21 protein-coding genes are annotated in these 14358 nt (G+C 69.7%); 8 read left to right on the plus strand and 13 right to left on the minus strand.

Features of this window, described 5'->3' with window-relative positions:
* Positions 1–14 precede the first annotated feature (14 nt).
* The 5 genes from JHN45_RS23285 to JHN45_RS54410 form a co-directional block, all read right to left on the minus strand.
* Complete coding sequence (locus JHN45_RS23285; RefSeq protein WP_307783169.1) at positions 15–491, minus strand: EamA family transporter; 477 nt, start codon at positions 489–491, stop codon at positions 15–17.
* A 338-nt stretch (positions 492–829) separates the two neighbouring features.
* The gene (locus tag JHN45_RS23290; RefSeq protein WP_201050483.1) at positions 830–1786 is read right to left on the minus strand and encodes an LLM class F420-dependent oxidoreductase; all 957 of its coding nucleotides are present in this window, start codon (positions 1784–1786) and stop codon (positions 830–832) included.
* A 155-nt stretch (positions 1787–1941) separates the two neighbouring features.
* Positions 1942–2115: a hypothetical protein gene (locus JHN45_RS23295; RefSeq protein WP_201050484.1), complete on the minus strand. Its 174-nt coding sequence runs from the start codon at positions 2113–2115 to the stop codon at positions 1942–1944.
* The gene (locus JHN45_RS54740; protein ID WP_374195637.1) at positions 2112–2603 is read right to left on the minus strand and encodes a Rieske 2Fe-2S domain-containing protein; all 492 of its coding nucleotides are present in this window, start codon (positions 2601–2603) and stop codon (positions 2112–2114) included. Before JHN45_RS54740 ends, JHN45_RS23295 begins: the two co-directional genes overlap by 4 nt.
* 2 nt (positions 2604–2605) lie before the next feature.
* Positions 2606–2917, minus strand: a complete 312-nt coding sequence (locus tag JHN45_RS54410; protein ID WP_200710955.1) for a DUF3040 domain-containing protein — start codon at positions 2915–2917, stop codon at positions 2606–2608.
* 205 nt (positions 2918–3122) lie between these two features.
* On the opposite strand from JHN45_RS54410, the gene JHN45_RS23310 reads away from it, so the two are divergent.
* Positions 3123–3599, plus strand: a complete 477-nt coding sequence (locus tag JHN45_RS23310) for an SRPBCC family protein (protein ID WP_200710954.1) — start codon at positions 3123–3125, stop codon at positions 3597–3599.
* A gap of 258 nt (positions 3600–3857) precedes the next feature.
* Here JHN45_RS23310 and JHN45_RS23315 read toward each other — a convergent pair whose 3' ends face one another.
* From JHN45_RS23315 to JHN45_RS23330, 4 genes are read right to left on the minus strand one after another with little or no spacing between them, the layout of a single operon-like run.
* Positions 3858–4124: a DUF4235 domain-containing protein gene (locus JHN45_RS23315; RefSeq protein WP_201050485.1), complete on the minus strand. Its 267-nt coding sequence runs from the start codon at positions 4122–4124 to the stop codon at positions 3858–3860.
* An 11-nt stretch (positions 4125–4135) separates the two neighbouring features.
* Positions 4136–4564: a DUF3618 domain-containing protein gene (locus JHN45_RS23320; protein ID WP_201050486.1), complete on the minus strand. Its 429-nt coding sequence runs from the start codon at positions 4562–4564 to the stop codon at positions 4136–4138.
* Positions 4561–4977 carry a phage holin family protein gene (locus JHN45_RS23325; protein ID WP_201050487.1) on the minus strand — a complete coding sequence of 139 codons (417 nt, stop codon included), beginning with the start codon at positions 4975–4977 and terminating at the stop codon, positions 4561–4563. The genes JHN45_RS23320 and JHN45_RS23325 overlap by 4 nt, the downstream gene beginning before the upstream one ends.
* A 21-nt stretch (positions 4978–4998) precedes the next feature.
* Positions 4999–5445, minus strand: a complete 447-nt coding sequence (locus tag JHN45_RS23330; protein WP_201050488.1) for an SsgA family sporulation/cell division regulator — start codon at positions 5443–5445, stop codon at positions 4999–5001.
* A 198-nt stretch (positions 5446–5643) separates the two neighbouring features.
* Here JHN45_RS23330 and JHN45_RS23335 point away from each other — a divergent pair, with 198 nt between their 5' ends.
* Both JHN45_RS23335 and JHN45_RS23340 read left to right on the plus strand, forming a co-directional pair.
* Entirely contained in the window at positions 5644–5997 is a 354-nt protein-coding gene (locus JHN45_RS23335) for a PRC-barrel domain containing protein (protein WP_201050489.1), read from the plus strand.
* A 42-nt stretch (positions 5998–6039) separates the two neighbouring features.
* A complete protein-coding gene (locus tag JHN45_RS23340) occupies positions 6040–6201 on the plus strand; it encodes a hydrophobic protein (RefSeq protein ID WP_200710948.1) in 162 nt (53 codons plus the stop codon).
* Between the two features lie 189 nt (positions 6202–6390).
* On the opposite strand, the gene JHN45_RS23345 is transcribed toward JHN45_RS23340, so the two are convergent.
* Both JHN45_RS23345 and JHN45_RS23350 read right to left on the minus strand, forming a co-directional pair.
* Positions 6391–9105, minus strand: coding sequence for a tetratricopeptide repeat protein (locus JHN45_RS23345; RefSeq protein ID WP_201050490.1), 2715 nt, complete (start codon positions 9103–9105; stop codon positions 6391–6393).
* 84 nt (positions 9106–9189) lie between these two features.
* Positions 9190–10014 carry a GntR family transcriptional regulator gene (locus JHN45_RS23350; protein ID WP_201050491.1) on the minus strand — a complete coding sequence of 275 codons (825 nt, stop codon included), beginning with the start codon at positions 10012–10014 and terminating at the stop codon, positions 9190–9192.
* A gap of 117 nt (positions 10015–10131) precedes the next feature.
* On the opposite strand from JHN45_RS23350, the gene JHN45_RS23355 reads away from it, so the two are divergent.
* The 4 genes from JHN45_RS23355 to JHN45_RS23370 all read left to right on the plus strand — a co-directional run bounded on the left by JHN45_RS23355 (position 10132) and on the right by JHN45_RS23370 (position 12763).
* The gene (locus JHN45_RS23355; RefSeq protein ID WP_201050492.1) at positions 10132–10395 is read left to right on the plus strand and encodes a hypothetical protein; all 264 of its coding nucleotides are present in this window, start codon (positions 10132–10134) and stop codon (positions 10393–10395) included.
* A 21-nt stretch (positions 10396–10416) separates the two neighbouring features.
* Entirely contained in the window at positions 10417–11349 is a 933-nt protein-coding gene (locus JHN45_RS23360) for a zeta toxin family protein (protein ID WP_201050493.1), read from the plus strand.
* A gap of 60 nt (positions 11350–11409) precedes the next feature.
* Positions 11410–12207 carry a zeta toxin family protein gene (locus tag JHN45_RS23365; protein WP_236583994.1) on the plus strand — a complete coding sequence of 266 codons (798 nt, stop codon included), beginning with the start codon at positions 11410–11412 and terminating at the stop codon, positions 12205–12207.
* A gap of 184 nt (positions 12208–12391) precedes the next feature.
* Positions 12392–12763, plus strand: a complete 372-nt coding sequence (locus JHN45_RS23370) for a PRC-barrel domain containing protein (protein ID WP_201050495.1) — start codon at positions 12392–12394, stop codon at positions 12761–12763.
* 104 nt (positions 12764–12867) lie between these two features.
* Here JHN45_RS23370 and JHN45_RS23375 read toward each other — a convergent pair whose 3' ends face one another.
* The gene (locus JHN45_RS23375; RefSeq protein WP_200710941.1) at positions 12868–13038 is read right to left on the minus strand and encodes a hydrophobic protein; all 171 of its coding nucleotides are present in this window, start codon (positions 13036–13038) and stop codon (positions 12868–12870) included.
* Positions 13039–13247: 209 nt separating this feature from the next.
* Positions 13248–13784, minus strand: coding sequence for a hypothetical protein (locus JHN45_RS23380; RefSeq protein ID WP_201050496.1), 537 nt, complete (start codon positions 13782–13784; stop codon positions 13248–13250).
* Between the two features lie 160 nt (positions 13785–13944).
* Here JHN45_RS23380 and JHN45_RS23385 point away from each other — a divergent pair, with 160 nt between their 5' ends.
* Positions 13945–14289, plus strand: coding sequence for a DUF6479 family protein (locus JHN45_RS23385; protein ID WP_201050497.1), 345 nt, complete (start codon positions 13945–13947; stop codon positions 14287–14289).
* Positions 14290–14358: the final 69 nt, after the last annotated feature.

Below are 14358 nucleotides of genomic sequence, written 5' to 3' on the forward strand. Positions count from 1 at the left end.
CGCTCGCGGACGGCTCAGCGCAGGGCGATCAGCGCGACTGCCAGGGTCGCGCATCCCAGCCCGACGACCTGACGACGGTTCAGACGTTCTCCCAGAAGGAGCAGGGCGAGGACGACGGGGACGGCGGGGTAGAGGGACGCGAGCACCGTGGCCACGGCCATGAGCCGGCGCGCGGTCGCCTCCAGGTACAGCACGATCGCGACCGTCCCGACCATGCCGGCCGCCACCGCTACCGCCCAGGCTCCTGTCGGCATGGTCCAGCGGGCCCGATACGGCGCCATGACGCAGGCGATGACCACGACCGACACCACCCGGCTCAGCACGACCGGCCACATACCGCTGTCGCCGTCCACCTGCGCCGTGGCCAGGAACTGCACACCGATCCCCACGCTCGCCACCAGCGCGCTCGGCACGCCGTCGGACAGTGCTCCGCGGTCCTTCCGGGCCGTGCCCGACGTGGTCCGCGAGACCAGCCAGAGCGCCGGCACCACGGCGGCGACACCCACCCACAGCGGCGCGGAGAGGTGCTCCCCAGCCGTAGTCCGCGGGCGAAGCGGAGCCGCCGGGCAGACTCGTGGCCAGGGCCGGCGCGAGTACGGTCCCGCCCAGCTGGGCGTGGAGAGCGACGGTCATTCCGTCGGCTCGCCGGGACAACAGGCCGTTGACGAAGTGCGTGACGCCGAAGCACAGCGCCGCCATCAGAGCGAGGAACTCACCCATGGCACGCGCCGGCCACGCCCTGTCGGCCGGGTTCCGCGAGCCGAGAACATGCGGGGCCGAGGAGTTCGCCGTGGTCTCGTCCGCTTTTCTCGCCGTCCGGTCACAGCCGTCAGGCGCGGAGCGCCGGCAGGATCTTGGTGCGGTAGAAGTCGAAGAAGCCCTGTTGGTCCTTGCCGATCTGGTTGACGTACACGGTGTCGAAGCCCGCGTCGGCGAAGGCGGTCAGGGCTTCGACGTGCGCGTCGGGGTCGTCGCCGCACGGTACGGCGGCGGCCACCTGATCCTCGGTGACGAGTTCGGACGCCTGCTCGAAGTGGCGCGGGGTCGGCAGGATCTGCGGGAGTTCGCCGGGGAGTTGCTCATTGGCCCACAGGTGGTGTGCGGTGCGCAGGGCTTCCTTCCGGTCGGTGCCCCAGCACACCTTGAGGCCGCCCCGCACGGGCTTGGAGCCGCCGCCACCGCGACGGAAGCGCTCGACCAGGGCGGTGTCGGGCATCATCGTGATCATGCCGTCGCCGATGCGTGCGGCGACCTCGGCGGCCTGCGGGCCGAACGCGGAGACGTCGATCGGTACCGGCTCGTCGGGCAGTGTGTACAGGCGGGCGTTCTCCACCGTGTAGTACTTGCCGCGGTGGCTCGTCTGCTCGCCGGTGAAGAGCTGCCGGATGATGTGGAGTGCCTCTTCCAACATCTCCAGCCGCACGGACGCCTCGGGCCAGCCGGTGCCCAGGATGTGCTCGTTGAGTGCCTCGCCGGTGCCGACCCCGAGCCGGAAACGGCCGCCGAGGTGGGCGGCGCTGGTGGCCGCCGCCTGGGCGATCACGGCGGGGTGCGTACGGACGAGGGGACAGGTCACTGCCGTCTCGACAGGCAGCGAGACGGCCTGGGACAGGGCGCCGATCACCGTCCAGACGAACGGGCTCTGTCCCTGGTGGTCGTTCCACGGGTGGTAGTGGTCCGAGATCCAGAGGGCGTCAAAACCCGCCTGTTCGGCCATCCTGGCCTGGTCGACGAGTTCTGCCGGGCTGTGCTCCTCGCACGACAGGAAGTATCCGAAGTCGGGCATCGTCTCTCCCGGGTGGCAGCGGTTCTGCGAGCGCCTTCGCGAGTACCCGTGAGGCGAGGCCATAACAGGGCGTACGCCTCGACCTTGTGCTCAGGTACGTCAGAGCCGGTTCGGAGAGACGTTCACCGGGCAGCGCCACGGGGATGGCCGGCGGGTCAGTCCTCGCCGCGGACGATGTTGGACTCCAGGTCGGCGCGCGCCGTCACTGGGGCGCCGTCGTCCACGGCGCGGACACACGTGCGCACGCCCTTGCCCTGGCGGTGACGGGCCTTCGACCAGCCGGTCCTGGCCACGTGCAGGGGATGCTGTTCGACGGTCCGCGCGCTCACGGCATTTCAACTTCTCTCTGTCTCGGTCGAGCTTTCGTCAGGGTGTTCACCGGGTTCCCGGGGGCAACGGGGGTGAAACGCTGTGCGGTTCGGATGTCGCGCTTCGCCAACGGCCGTACGGCGGGCCCCTGGAGGATCTGGCCGAGGTGGGTGCACCGGGCCGGGACCGCGTGGAGCTGTCCGTTCTCGTCGCGGTGAACGGCGCACTGCCGACCGCCGGTCCGGATCACGGAGGCGAGGCGGCGCGGATCGCAGAGGCCGCTCCACTCGCACGCGCGCCCGTTGACGAGGTCGCTGAGCAGGCTGCCCGCCATGACGCCGCCGCTCAGCCCCCGGGCGTCGAGTTCTTCGGCCGTGAGCGTGAGCAACAGGGGCAGGGCGGGGGCCACTTCGAGGAAGCGGATCCGGGTGATCCCCGGTTGCTGGAGAGCGCTGTCGCGCAACCAGCCCCGGCGCTTCGAACTTCCCTGCGGTGAGGCCGAGTTCATGGTTACCACCCGGTGCGGTCCGCGCCGCCGGTCGGCCCGCGCAACATGTGGAACGCCAGCAGGACGGCGAGCGGCCACAGCACGAGGAGGCACCACAGCACGGTCGCGTTGGGGGAGAGGATCCCTATGACGAGAAGGACCTGGGAGGCACATGTCAGGGCGGCCACGGACAGAGGCAGCCACGGTCGGGCGCCCGGGCGGCGCATCCGGCGGGCCAGGCGTCGGTCCTGGCGGAGTTCGGCTTCGATCCGCCACAGGGCGAGGCGTTCGTGCGACGACAACGTGACGCCGTCGGGGTCGTTTCGGCTTTCCACGGTGAGTACCTCGTTCGTCCCGTGCGGTGACACCGGACCGCTCCGCCCCGGTCGGTGCGGAGCGGGAGTCGTGGGTGCTGATGAGCGGACGAGTTCCCCGAAAAGGCCGACCGACGCCCTCCGACGCCCGGACGGGCTCTTGGTACGGCTTTCTCCGGGTACTCGGTGCTTCGCACGCGCACACAAGGGATATGAGGAGGGACTCATGAGTACGGTCAAGGAAGCGGTCGACGTGGCGGTTCCGCTGCGCGCGGCCTACGACCAGTGGACTCAGTTCGAGGAGTTCCCGCAGTTCATGGAGGGCGTCGAGAAAGTGACGCAATTCGACGACCGGCACAATCGCTGGATCACCAGGATCGGCGGGGTGCGGCGCGAGTTCGACACCGAGATCGTCGACCAGCTGGTGGACGACAGGATCACCTGGCGGTCCGTGGGCGGCGACACTCGGCAGAGCGGATCGGTCCGGTTCGAGCGGCTGGACGACCAGCACACCAAGGTCGAGCTGACCATGGACGTCGAACCCACCGGCGTCGCCGAGAAGAGTGCGGACGCGTTGGGTGTGATCACCCGGCGGGTCAAGGGCGACATGCGGCGCTTCAAGGAGTACGTGGAGCGCGAGGACGGCGACACCGCCGGCTGGCGTGGCCGTATCCGCCCCGGGGATCCCGGCCCGATGCTCTGACCGGCCCGTTGCCCGGACCCGTTCACACAGAGCGTTCCGACGGGTGCTCCCGCCCGGCTGAGGAGCGCCGGGCGGGAGCACCGTCGGTTCTGGAAGGCTCACGGCCGCGACGACCTGTCGGCCAGGACCCATGACTCGCCCAGGCCGGGCAGGCCACCACCGACGGCAGCCTGCCCGACCTTTCCGGCGGCGGCCGGCCTGGGCCCCACCGGAAGTGTTGCGGTATCGGCCCGAGCAAGGTGATGCGGACGCGGTGGGTCAGCCGGGCCAGGTACCAGTCACGCGCCGGGTCGCTATCGCGCCGCCGCGCTCGACGGCCGCTTTGACCGCCGCGAAGATTGCGCCCTGCACGACGGCCGCGGTGAGCACCTCGCCCCACCCGCGGTCCTCGTCGGTGGCGTCGGGCGCGTCCTGGTCGTGGCCGATCGTCTTCCACGCCTGCTTGAACAATGCGCCCGCTGCCAGGCCGCCGAGCATGCCGAGGGCCAGACCGACGGGCTTGTAGGCGATCTTCGATGCCCTCATCCCGGGCCCTCCTACTTCTTCTTGCGACGCAGCAGCACGTAGACGGCCAGCAGCGCCACGCCCGCGGCGATCAAGGGGGTGCGGTTGTTCCGGACGGGCTCAGGTGCCTTGTCCTGCCACACCTGCTCGGCCTGCGACGCTGCGGTCCTCACCTGCCCGGCGGCCACGGCTGCCTTCTCCTTGACCGTGTCGGGCACCTTGTCCTGGAGCATGTGCGACGCCTCGGCGGCTTTCGCCTTGGCCTGGTCCGTCAGTTCCGCGGTCTTCGCCGTCGTCTGCTCCTTGAGCGCGGCGGCCTTCTCCTGGGCGCGGCGCTTGACGTCCGCCTTGTCGGCCAGGGACTGAACGGTGTCGCCCAGCTCGTGCCGGGTCTGCTCGACCTGCTCGCGCAGCTCCTCCGTGTTGGCGGCGGTGGGCTCGTCGTGGGGCGGTTGCGTCATCGTTTGACACTCTCCTTGATCTCGGTCACATCGGCCTTCACGCTGTCGACGGTCTGCTCGGGAACGGGTGGGGCCGCCTGCCTGACCTGCTTCTTCCCGGTCAGGGCCAGCACGCCGGCGACCAGTCCGAGGACGGCCGCCACCATCAGGGCGGCGGCCCAGACCGGCAATGGCACGGCCAGAGCGGCGATCCCGGCGGCGACCAGCGCTTGCAGCGCGAGGAATCCGGCCAGTCCGGCCCCACCGAAGAGGCCGCCGCCCCTGCCGTAGCGCCTGCCCTTCTCCGTCAACTCGGCCCGCGCCAGCCGCATCTCACCGCGTATCAGTTCCGTCAGCTGGTGCGAGGCGCGCTGCACCAACTCGCCGACCGGCTCTTCGGCGGCGTCGGCCATAGGCCGGCTTGCCTGATCCATGATTCGCCCTTCGTCATCGGCTCAGTCCTGGCCGAGTAGTGGTGTGAGAAAGCCGTCCCAGTCCAGGTAGTCGCTCTCGCCGCCCAGGGGAACGAGCTGCTGTGTCACGTCGAGCCAGCCGGCGACCACGTCCTGTTCCGTCTGGAAGACGGCGCCGCTGCCCAGTGGTCCGAGCCGGATACGCAGCCATCCGTGGCCGTCTGCCTCGCGGAGGGGCCAGACGGCCACGTCGCCGATCCCCTCCAGGCGGCGCAGTCCGAGCAGAAGAGAGTCTCGAGACAGGGACCAGTGCACCGAGGCGCCGTCCGTTCGCAGGACGATGCGAACGGCGAACGGGTCCAACGAGGTGTAGTGCAACTCCAGGTCGAGCGGTACGGCGGGCCCGCCGCCACGGACCAGCTGCGCGCGGTGGCGCAGCGTGGTGGTCGGGTGCGGGTGAATTTCTGTGAGGGTGACTGGCTTCGGCACGAGTGATCACTTCCTGAGCATGAGTGCGCGCCTGAGCACGGTGGGCCGACGCGACGTGTACCCCGATTGGGCAGCAGGAATCTTGAGGATTGCGGAAATTGATGACCGCATGACGTGTGTGAGGTTCCCGATCAAGGGCACTCGCCATTTCGAGCAGGACGTAATCGAAATTCGACATTCCCATGAAGGAGTATTTGCATGAGTGACAACATCTGGGGCTACCAGCCGACTTCCGGCCACACCGCGGGCATCGACCTGATCGGCTACAAGGTCGAGGCCACGAACGGCGGCATCGGCAAGGTCGACAAGCACTCGGACGCTGTCGACTCCTCGTATCTCGTGGTCGACACCGGTGTCTGGATCTTCGGCAAGCACGTTCTGCTGCCGGCCGGCACCGTGAGTTCCATCGACCAGGCCGAGCGGAAGATCTACGTCAGTCTCACCAAGGACCAGATCAAGAACTCCCCGGAGTTCGACAAGGACAAGCACGAGGGCGACGCGGGCTACCAGGAGCAGGTCGGCGGCTATTACGTCGGTCAACGCCCTATCTGACCGCTCCTCACCACCAACCTGACGGCCCGGAGGTCGATCATTATGGTTCCCCTTCTTCTTGTGCTTCTGCTGGCCCTGATTCTTTTCGGTGCGGGATTCGCGCTGAAGGCTCTGTGGTTCATCGCGATCATCGTGTTGGTGGTCTGGCTGGTCGGGTTTGTCGCCCGGCCCAAGGGCGGAAGTGGCCGCTGGTATCGCTGGTAGCCGCGACCGACGTTTTTCTGCCACGCATGTGGGCCCCGGTCTTCCGGACCGGGGCCCACATGCGTGGCATTGGGCTTGAACTCGGTTGTCGTGAGGTACGCGCAGGGCGGGATGGCCCAGTGCGCCTGCCGTCCCGTTCGTCGAGCCGGATGTGGTCGGTGGTTCGGCCTTGCCGTTGGTCCGTGGGCCCTATCGCGTTCGGTTGAGCCAGGTGCCGCGCCGTTCGGTGACGAGAGCGTGCCAACGTCGGCGGACTGCCTCTTCGTTCTCCAGCCACCGGACAGGGGAAGCCTCCGCGGCGATGAGCCTGTCGTCCATGAAGCACGCGATGTCGGCGAGGTAGGCGTGGTCGCCGTCGTTGGTGATCCGGCGCAGTCGGTGGATGGCGGCGGCGAGGAGTTCCTCGTCTCCGCGGACGGCGTGGTGGAAGCAGACGGCGAGCTCAAGCAGGGGGAGGAGCGAAGTCAGCCCGGCGGTCTCGATCTCGGTGTGCAGGGCTTGGGCGCGTTCGTCGATGTCCGGCCTGCGGCCCGCGTCGCGGACGAGGACGGCGATGTGGACGGTCAGGGTGGTGGCGTGGAGTGTGAGGTCGGTCAGGAGGTCGTGGGCGAGGGCGATGTCGCCGTCCGCGGTCGTGGGGTCCGCGAAGGACAGCGCAAGTGCCCGGTGTGCCTGGGCGGTTGCGCGTTCTCCCGCGATGCCGCGTCGGTCGGCGTCGTCGCGGGCACGTTCGTAGTCGTCGGCCGCTCGTGCGATGTCGCCCTGGGGCCAGTGGATGTCGCCGAGTACGCGGTTCTGCCGGCCGGCCCACCCCAGGGTCTCGGCGACGGTCAGGGCGGTGGGGAAGTCGCCGGCCAGACGGGCGAGGTGGGCCAGGCCGCGGCGGGCGGCGGGGGCGAGGCGGCCTCCGCCGTCGGCGACCTGCTGCATTCCTGTCCGGGAGGCGGCTGACTCGCCGAGGTCACGTTGGGCTTTGGCCAGGTAGTAGCGGGCCATGTGGCCCAGTTCTTCCGGCAGTTGACCGGTGTCGATGACGGCGGCGAGCCGGTCGGCCGTGGTGCGGCGGTGTTCGTGCTGTCGACGGCCGAGCGTGTTGAGCAGTTCGGACAGGGCGTCGGCCGGCGTCTGTGGACGCGTCTCGTCGCCGTTGTCCCGCCGGGCGGAGGCGAGGGGTTCCCACACGGAGTCGCCGACGTACTGCCAGGCCGCCTCGGTCAGCCAGCTCAGGTCGAGGTGGAACTCGGAGGCGAGGGTGAGACCTTGGCGCAGGCAGGCGATCAGCAGACGGCGGCCGGGGCCGGTGTGCTCGGCCCACTGTCGGCCAACGGCACTGTGGGCGCGTTCGGCCGCGTTTCGCCAGTCTCGTGCTGACCAGCGGTCGTCGGTGGTGTCTTCGGCGGTGCGCAGGGTCGAGCGGATGAGGGCGTGCAGGTGGTAGGGCCAGAGGCCGGTGGGGGTGTGGCGGACGAAGGGCCGCTCCAGCAGGCGGAGGACCGGGGCGTCACGGCTGATGCCGGCGGCGGCGGTGGCGAGGGGGATGTCGAAGGCGTCCAGGAGGCTGACCGAGCGCAGGACGTGGCGTTCGTCGGGGGTGAGGTCGGCGAGGGTACGGGCGATCAGGGCGGGGAAGTCGCCGCCGAAGTCGGCCGGTTGAGGGGTGCGGCCGGTGCGACGGATCTCAAGGAAACGCATGGCGGCCAGGTCGAGGTACAGGGGAAGGCCGTGGGAGCGCTCGGCGATCACACGGCGCAGCGTCGCGTCGATCAGCGGCCGGCCGTCGGCGGCGAGGCGGTGGGCGAGGTAGTCCTGGCAGTCCTCGTCGCTGAAGTCCCCGATCAGGATCTGACGGTGACCGCCCGGATCGGCCGCGTCGGCGCGGGGCGCCGGCACGCCGTGGCCGGCCGGCCCGGGCCAGGCTCCGTGGTCGGCCAGTCCGGGCCACGCCGTCGGGCCGGTCCAGTCGAGTTGACCGTGCAGGGCCGGGTCGGCCCACTGCAGCCGGTTGCGTCCGGTGACGACGAAGAAGACGTTGGGCATGAGCCACACCACGTGCTGCAGCAGCCGCTCCAGGTCCCGGTGGGTGCGGTCCCCGACGTCCTCGAAGGTGTCCAGCAGCACCACCGGGGCGATCTGCTTGCGGGCGGGCAAGCGGGCCAGCTCCCAGGCGAGCAGGTGCGGGTAGTACGAGAGCGACTCCAGGTCGGTGTCGGCCTCCAGGAGGTCGGCCAGCCGCGCACAGCCGGCCAACGCGCTTACTGAGCGGCGGTGTTCGCGCAGCGCCCGCACCAGCGCGCCGGTGAGCTGTCCGACCGCGGATCCGAGCATCCCGGGCAGCGCCAGGCCCTGGGCGACCTCGCCGAGCGCCGCCTGCACCTGCTGAGGAAGCGCCTGGCCGAAGCGGGTCACCAGGCCGTCACGGCGCAGGTACTCCTCCAACGGCTCGCCCGGATGCCGGTGGTCCCAGTAACGGCGTAACGCGATGTCGAAGGCGGGCATGGGCCGGCCGACCGCCGCCGCGACGGCAAGCCGGATCGTGACGACGACGCGCTCGAAGTCGGTGTTCGCCGAGCGCGCCAGGTCGAGCCGGACAGGGACGATCCGCGGCCCGTGCCAAGCCGGTTCACCCCATTGCGTCGGCCTGCGTTCGGCATCGGCCAGCGCGGCCTCCAGCCTCCGTGACAGCGTCGATTTGCCGATGCCGCCGACACCGTGGAAGACGAGCAGGTTGCGTCGGGGCGCCTCCAGGTCCGCGGCATCGAAAGTCGGAGCGGTCACATGCCGCAGGTGGGCGTCCAGGGCGCTCACGAACATGTGCCACTGGCCCTCCCGGTTGGTGAACGCCTCGTCCGCGCCCACTCGGTGATCGTTGGAGCCGAACAGAGCCCTCAGGTCCCGGCCTGCCACGCCCACCCCCTGATGGTCATTCGCTCTCGATCTGTGACTGCCGGTCCGTGTGGCCGACGCCCCTTCAGCACGTGCACGCGGCGGTCACGGCCTGCGAGGGGTGCCGCTCTGCCTGGCCGGTCGGCTCTCTGGATCATGGGCGTCCGTTTCCTGCGGGCGATGCCCGTCGCCGAGGGGATCGCAGGCCGGTACCGGGACGTCGTAGACCAGTTCCCAACGCGTCTGCGGGAGGAGGAAGGTGGCGGTCTCGACCGGCCGGCCCGTGTCGGTCAGGTGGGTCCGGTCCAGCCTGACGATCAGCGTGCGACGGGTGATGCCGAGCCGCAGTGCCTCGTGGTCGTCCGGGTGCCGGGCGTGTGTGCGGAGCTGGGCGTGGCCCACCCGGACGCCGACCGAGGCCATCCGGCGAGCCACACCGGTACCGGCCAGCGGCCCGTCCTCCGGCAGGAGAACCGGCGTGCGGTGGGTGAGCGCCATCGGCTCCCACGATTCGCCGAGGGCCAAGGGACGGGCGTTGCCCAGATACTCGTAGCGGGTGCGGACGCACAGTGTGTCGATGTCGACCGACAGCCGCCGGGCGATGGGCTCCGGTGCCGGGACCTTGACGTCCGACCGGTATTCGATGCCCGGGACGAGCCCGGCCCGCCGGATCGCGTCCGGAATCGGCAGCAGCACGGGCAGCGCGATGCGCGCCTGCGGGGCGCGGACGAAGACGCCGACACTCTTGCGCCCCTCCAGCAGGCCGGTGTCGATCAGCAGTTCCTGGCCCCGCTGGACCGCGGCCGGACTGGTCTGGTACTCGTGCGCCAGCTGGGCCCGCGGCGGCAGTTGCTCACCCGGGGACCATTCTCCTTCCGCCAGTCGCCTGCGCAGGTCGTCGGCGATGCGCTGATAGTCCGCAGTGGGCACTGCCTACTCCCGGAGAGGAACTCGCTACTCCTTGCAACGCTTGACACGCTAATCGGTTAACGGCACGCTAATCGATTAGCGATACGCTCAGTAATCGGTGCGGTGTGAGGGGGAGGAGTGGATGCGGTCCTGGCAGGGCGTGCCGCGGCACTCGCCGCCCGGCTCGCGGACCTCACGGGCGGCACCACTCGGATCCAGGAGATCAACCAGGGCGCGCTCGTCCTGTGCACCATCGACCCGATCGGTTCCGAGCACGCCTGGGTCGACGTGCAGGACGCACTTGAGGACGCCGACGCCTGGAGCGTGCAGGGCCGCGGCCTCGGCTCCGAACCCCGGTTGTTGCGTGCCGAGCTCCGCTCGGCGGATCCCGACGCCGGATGACCGCCGCATGTGGAACTCCGATTGACGCGGCCACGTGGCGGTGAACAACGGTTTGCCCCGGCCGTACTGCCCGAAGAGCGGCACCGCGACCTGCTCGTCAGCACGATCCTGCCGGCCGTCACCAAGAAGGCCACGGCCCAGACTTCCCCGGTCGTGGTGTTCGTGGCAGGTCAGCCCGGCGTCGGCAAATCCACCTTCGCGGACCTGGTGCACCATGCGCTGGCCCACCGCGGAGGCGCGGTGCGCATAGGCAGCGACGACTTCAAACGGGCCCACCCCTGCTATCCGGCGCTCCTGGCGGTCGACGACCTCAGCGCCGGAGTACGAACGCGCCCCGACACCCGCCGCTGGCAGGCCGAGGTGGAGGACCACACCCGCCGTCACCGACTGGACGCCGTCATCGAGACGGCTCTGGCCGACCCGCAGGAAGCCCGCTCCACCGTGGGCGCCTACCGACACGCCGGCCACCGGGTCGAACTGGCCGTGCTCGCGATTCCGCAGGCCCTCAGCAGTCTGGCCGTGGTGCACCGCTACCTCCAGCAGGTGCGGGCCACCGGGACCGGCCGCTACGTGTCGGCGCACCACCACGACCACTGCTCCCGAGAACTTCCCGAAGTCCTGCGCATCGTCGAAGCCGAGCGACTGGCGAACCGGGTGACGGTGATCGGCGCCAACGGCGTTCGGTACCTGAACCGGCTGGCGCCGGACGGAAGTTGGTCACGCCGGCCGAACGCCGCCCGAGCGGTGGACGCCGAGCGGACACGGCCGTGGACCGCCGCCGAAGCCCAGCACTTCCGCGCCATCGCTCTACGGGTCGGAGAGATCGCGCGCGGCGCCTCCGGAGCGGCGCGGCGGACGGCCGTTGCCGAGGACATCCGCAGCAGCCTCGGATGGGCCGCACCCCTGCTTCCCCGGGACCGCGCCGATCGGGCCGCTCTCCGAGGGGGCGGCTAGCGCCAGCTGTCACGCGCGGAACACCGGCGCATTTTCACGGATCTGATCGTTCCGTTCCATCTGGGCGACTCCGAGCCCCGACGGGACCCGGTAGTGGTCTACGTGGTGGGGCAGCCCGGCGCCGGCAAGACAGCGGCCTCCGCCCTGGTGTTGCGTGCGATGCGTCCAGGTACCGTCCTCGTGTCCAGCGAGGACTTCCGCGGGTTCCATCCCGAGTACTCCCGGCTGCTCGCCCGGCGCCCGCGTACGGCGGGAGCCCTGTTGCGAGCCGACTACCGGGCCTGGCAGAACTCGGCGGAGGAATGGCTCCGAAGCCGGAAGGCCGATGTGGTGGTGGAGGCGGCGCCGGCCAGCGGCACGGACCTACTGGCCGCCGCCTCCCGGTTCGAGGCCACGGGCTACCGGGTGGAGATGCTGGTCCTCGCGGTACGCGCGGCCGACAGCCGCCAGGGCACCGCGCGCCGGTTCGCCCTCGGCCTCGAACAAGGACTGCCCTCCCGCTTCACCACACCCCACGGACACGACCGGTGCTACCGAGCACTCGCCGCACTCGCACCGGCCCTCGACCACCATCCGGCCGTGCACACCGTCACGGTGACCGACCGGGACGTACGCGCTCTGCGGAACAGGCAAGGCGGCACCGAAGCCATGCTGGAAAGGGAACGGCAGCGCCCCTACACGAACACCGAGGCGGCCCGGTTCGCAGCCGTGCAGCGCCGGCTGTGGGCATCACTACCGCAACACCGCACGGAACTCGCGGAAATCAACGACTTGGCGGCGCCCCTGCTACCACCAGGATTTCCGCTCCACAGGCTGCCGCTCGGCCAGTTGACGGATGGAAATATTTCTCGTGCATGAGTACGTGGATGAGTATGGGAAAACTCTTGATCCTGGCTTGAATTGGGGGCGTGCGACCCCGGATGACGGGCACTCGCAACCATGGCGGTCGAAGAACCGATGAGACCGCTGTGTACGACGTACGGAAAAGGAGGACCGGTGGATGTATCCGCCGTCCTCCATTTACCGGAGGAGTTGTTTTCGCGTGACTGAGAATGTGTGGAGTTACAAGTCGACCGCGGGTCGTCTGGCGGACGCCGACCTCACCGGATACAAGGTGGAGGCCACGGACGGCAGTATCGGCAAGGTCGACAAGCACTCCGACGAGGTCGGTGACGCCTACCTGGTGGTCGACACCGGTGTCTGGATCTTCGGCAAGGAGGCCATGCTCCCGGCCAGCACGGTCGACAGCATCGACCCGAACGAGAAGAAGGTCTACGTCAGCCTCGCCAAGCAACAGATCAAGGAGGCCCCGGAGTTCCACCGAGAGAAGCACCTCGGCGACCAGGGCTACCGTGACGAGTTGGGCACCTATTACGGGACCGGTGGCGCCCCGTTCGGTGGCCCGCACGTCTGACCGAAAGCCGCCTCTGAGCGCAGCAGCCCCCGGGACTCGTCACAGAGTCCGGGGGCTGCTGTTTTTCCGATCCGGGCCGAGTCGAACATGGCCCGTGTGGGGCATTACCAGCGATACCAGCGTCCCCGAGTTCCGCCCGCTCCTGTCCCTCGCACCAGGAACCCGAGAAGCCAGAGGACGAGGACGACCAGAGCGATCCACCAGAGAACCTGGACCGCGAAACCGGCGCCGAAGAGAATCAGCACCACGAGCAGTACCAACAGGATGGGAACCATGGCGTGTACCTCCTGGCCGCCGAGTGCCCGGAAACAGTCCGATCAGACGCTCTGACGGCAGTTTGTCCTGGAGGCCGAGGTGACAGGTAGGTCGCGGATTAGTGGGCACTCGGCCGTCAGCCGGCGCCATGTCCCCCGGGGGAAGGCGATGGTCAGGCTCTTTCGGTCCGGACCATGTGCCGGAAGAGCCGCCCACAACGATCGCTGGATCAGTCCTCGGTGCCACCGCTACGCCGTGCAGCTGCGTGGACGTGCGGGCGCCGGAGAGCGCGACGGCGGCGTGCGAGGCCAGCAACAGTCCCGCGGTCTCGCTGTTCTCGGTGAAGGCTCCCGGCCGGCGCGCGTACAGGTTCAGCGCGCCGAACTCCTCGGTCGGCGAACAAGAGGAAGGTCATCATGCTGCCGACACCCAACTCGCGTGCCGCGGGCGAGTAGCGCGGCCACCGCTGTTCGAGCTCGGTGAGGTCCTCGATGCGAAACACATGCGCACCGCCCTCTTCGCGTTCACGGGCGACAGCGATGTCGAAGCAGGGGCCCTCGACGAGCCGTTCCTGAAGCCGGTCGGACTCCGCCGCGAGCCCGTCCGTCGAGGCCGGCGTCTCCACCTTGTCCCTGTCCCGGACCAGGATGCCCGCCGAGTCACAGCCCTCGACGATCTCCACCGCCGACGACACGATCCGCCGCGGGGTCCCGTCGTGCGACTCCTCGCACAGCGGATCGTAGGTGGCCGTGCCGTAGTTCGTCACCGGCGTCAGCGCACGGAGCGCGACGTCCCCCGGACGCTGCGGAGTACATCTGCTCCAGGACTACGGCTTGAGCGGGTATCGGTATCGGTTCCCCGGGAAGGCATCCGGCACGCCGGCGGTCCACGAGGTTGTCCCGACGGCCCCGGGGTACCCGTCAGCGATGAACGCACCGAGCATGGAAGTGACCGCGTCCAGCGGAACGGCCGTCGGAGTATTCACACTGGCCATCGGCGTGATCGTCGTCGTCGCGCTGATCGGGGCCGTACGGCTCGGAATGCGGACCCGCCGTCGGGAGTCGGCGCCGCCGCGCCCCGAGGAGCAGCCCCGGCTGCCGAAGTCCGGGCCGACCCGCGAGATCCAGGAGATCCGCGAGCCCGACGAGGTGCCGCGCGCGAAGGACGGAAGCGAGAGGCTCACCCCGCACCAGCTGTCCGGGGGCGGGACCTCGGGCAGCAGGCGCAGCGAGGACCAGAAGCGCCGCCGCTGGGGCTCGGGCTCCGTGTGACGCCGGCGAAAGTGGCGTACGTCTTGCTTGTGCGACGCGCAGTGGGCGACGCGGAACGCGGAGCCAGCC

The sequence above is a fragment of the Streptomyces sp. MBT53 genome (assembly GCF_016654115.1).
GTDB lineage: Bacteria > Actinomycetota > Actinomycetes > Streptomycetales > Streptomycetaceae > Streptomyces.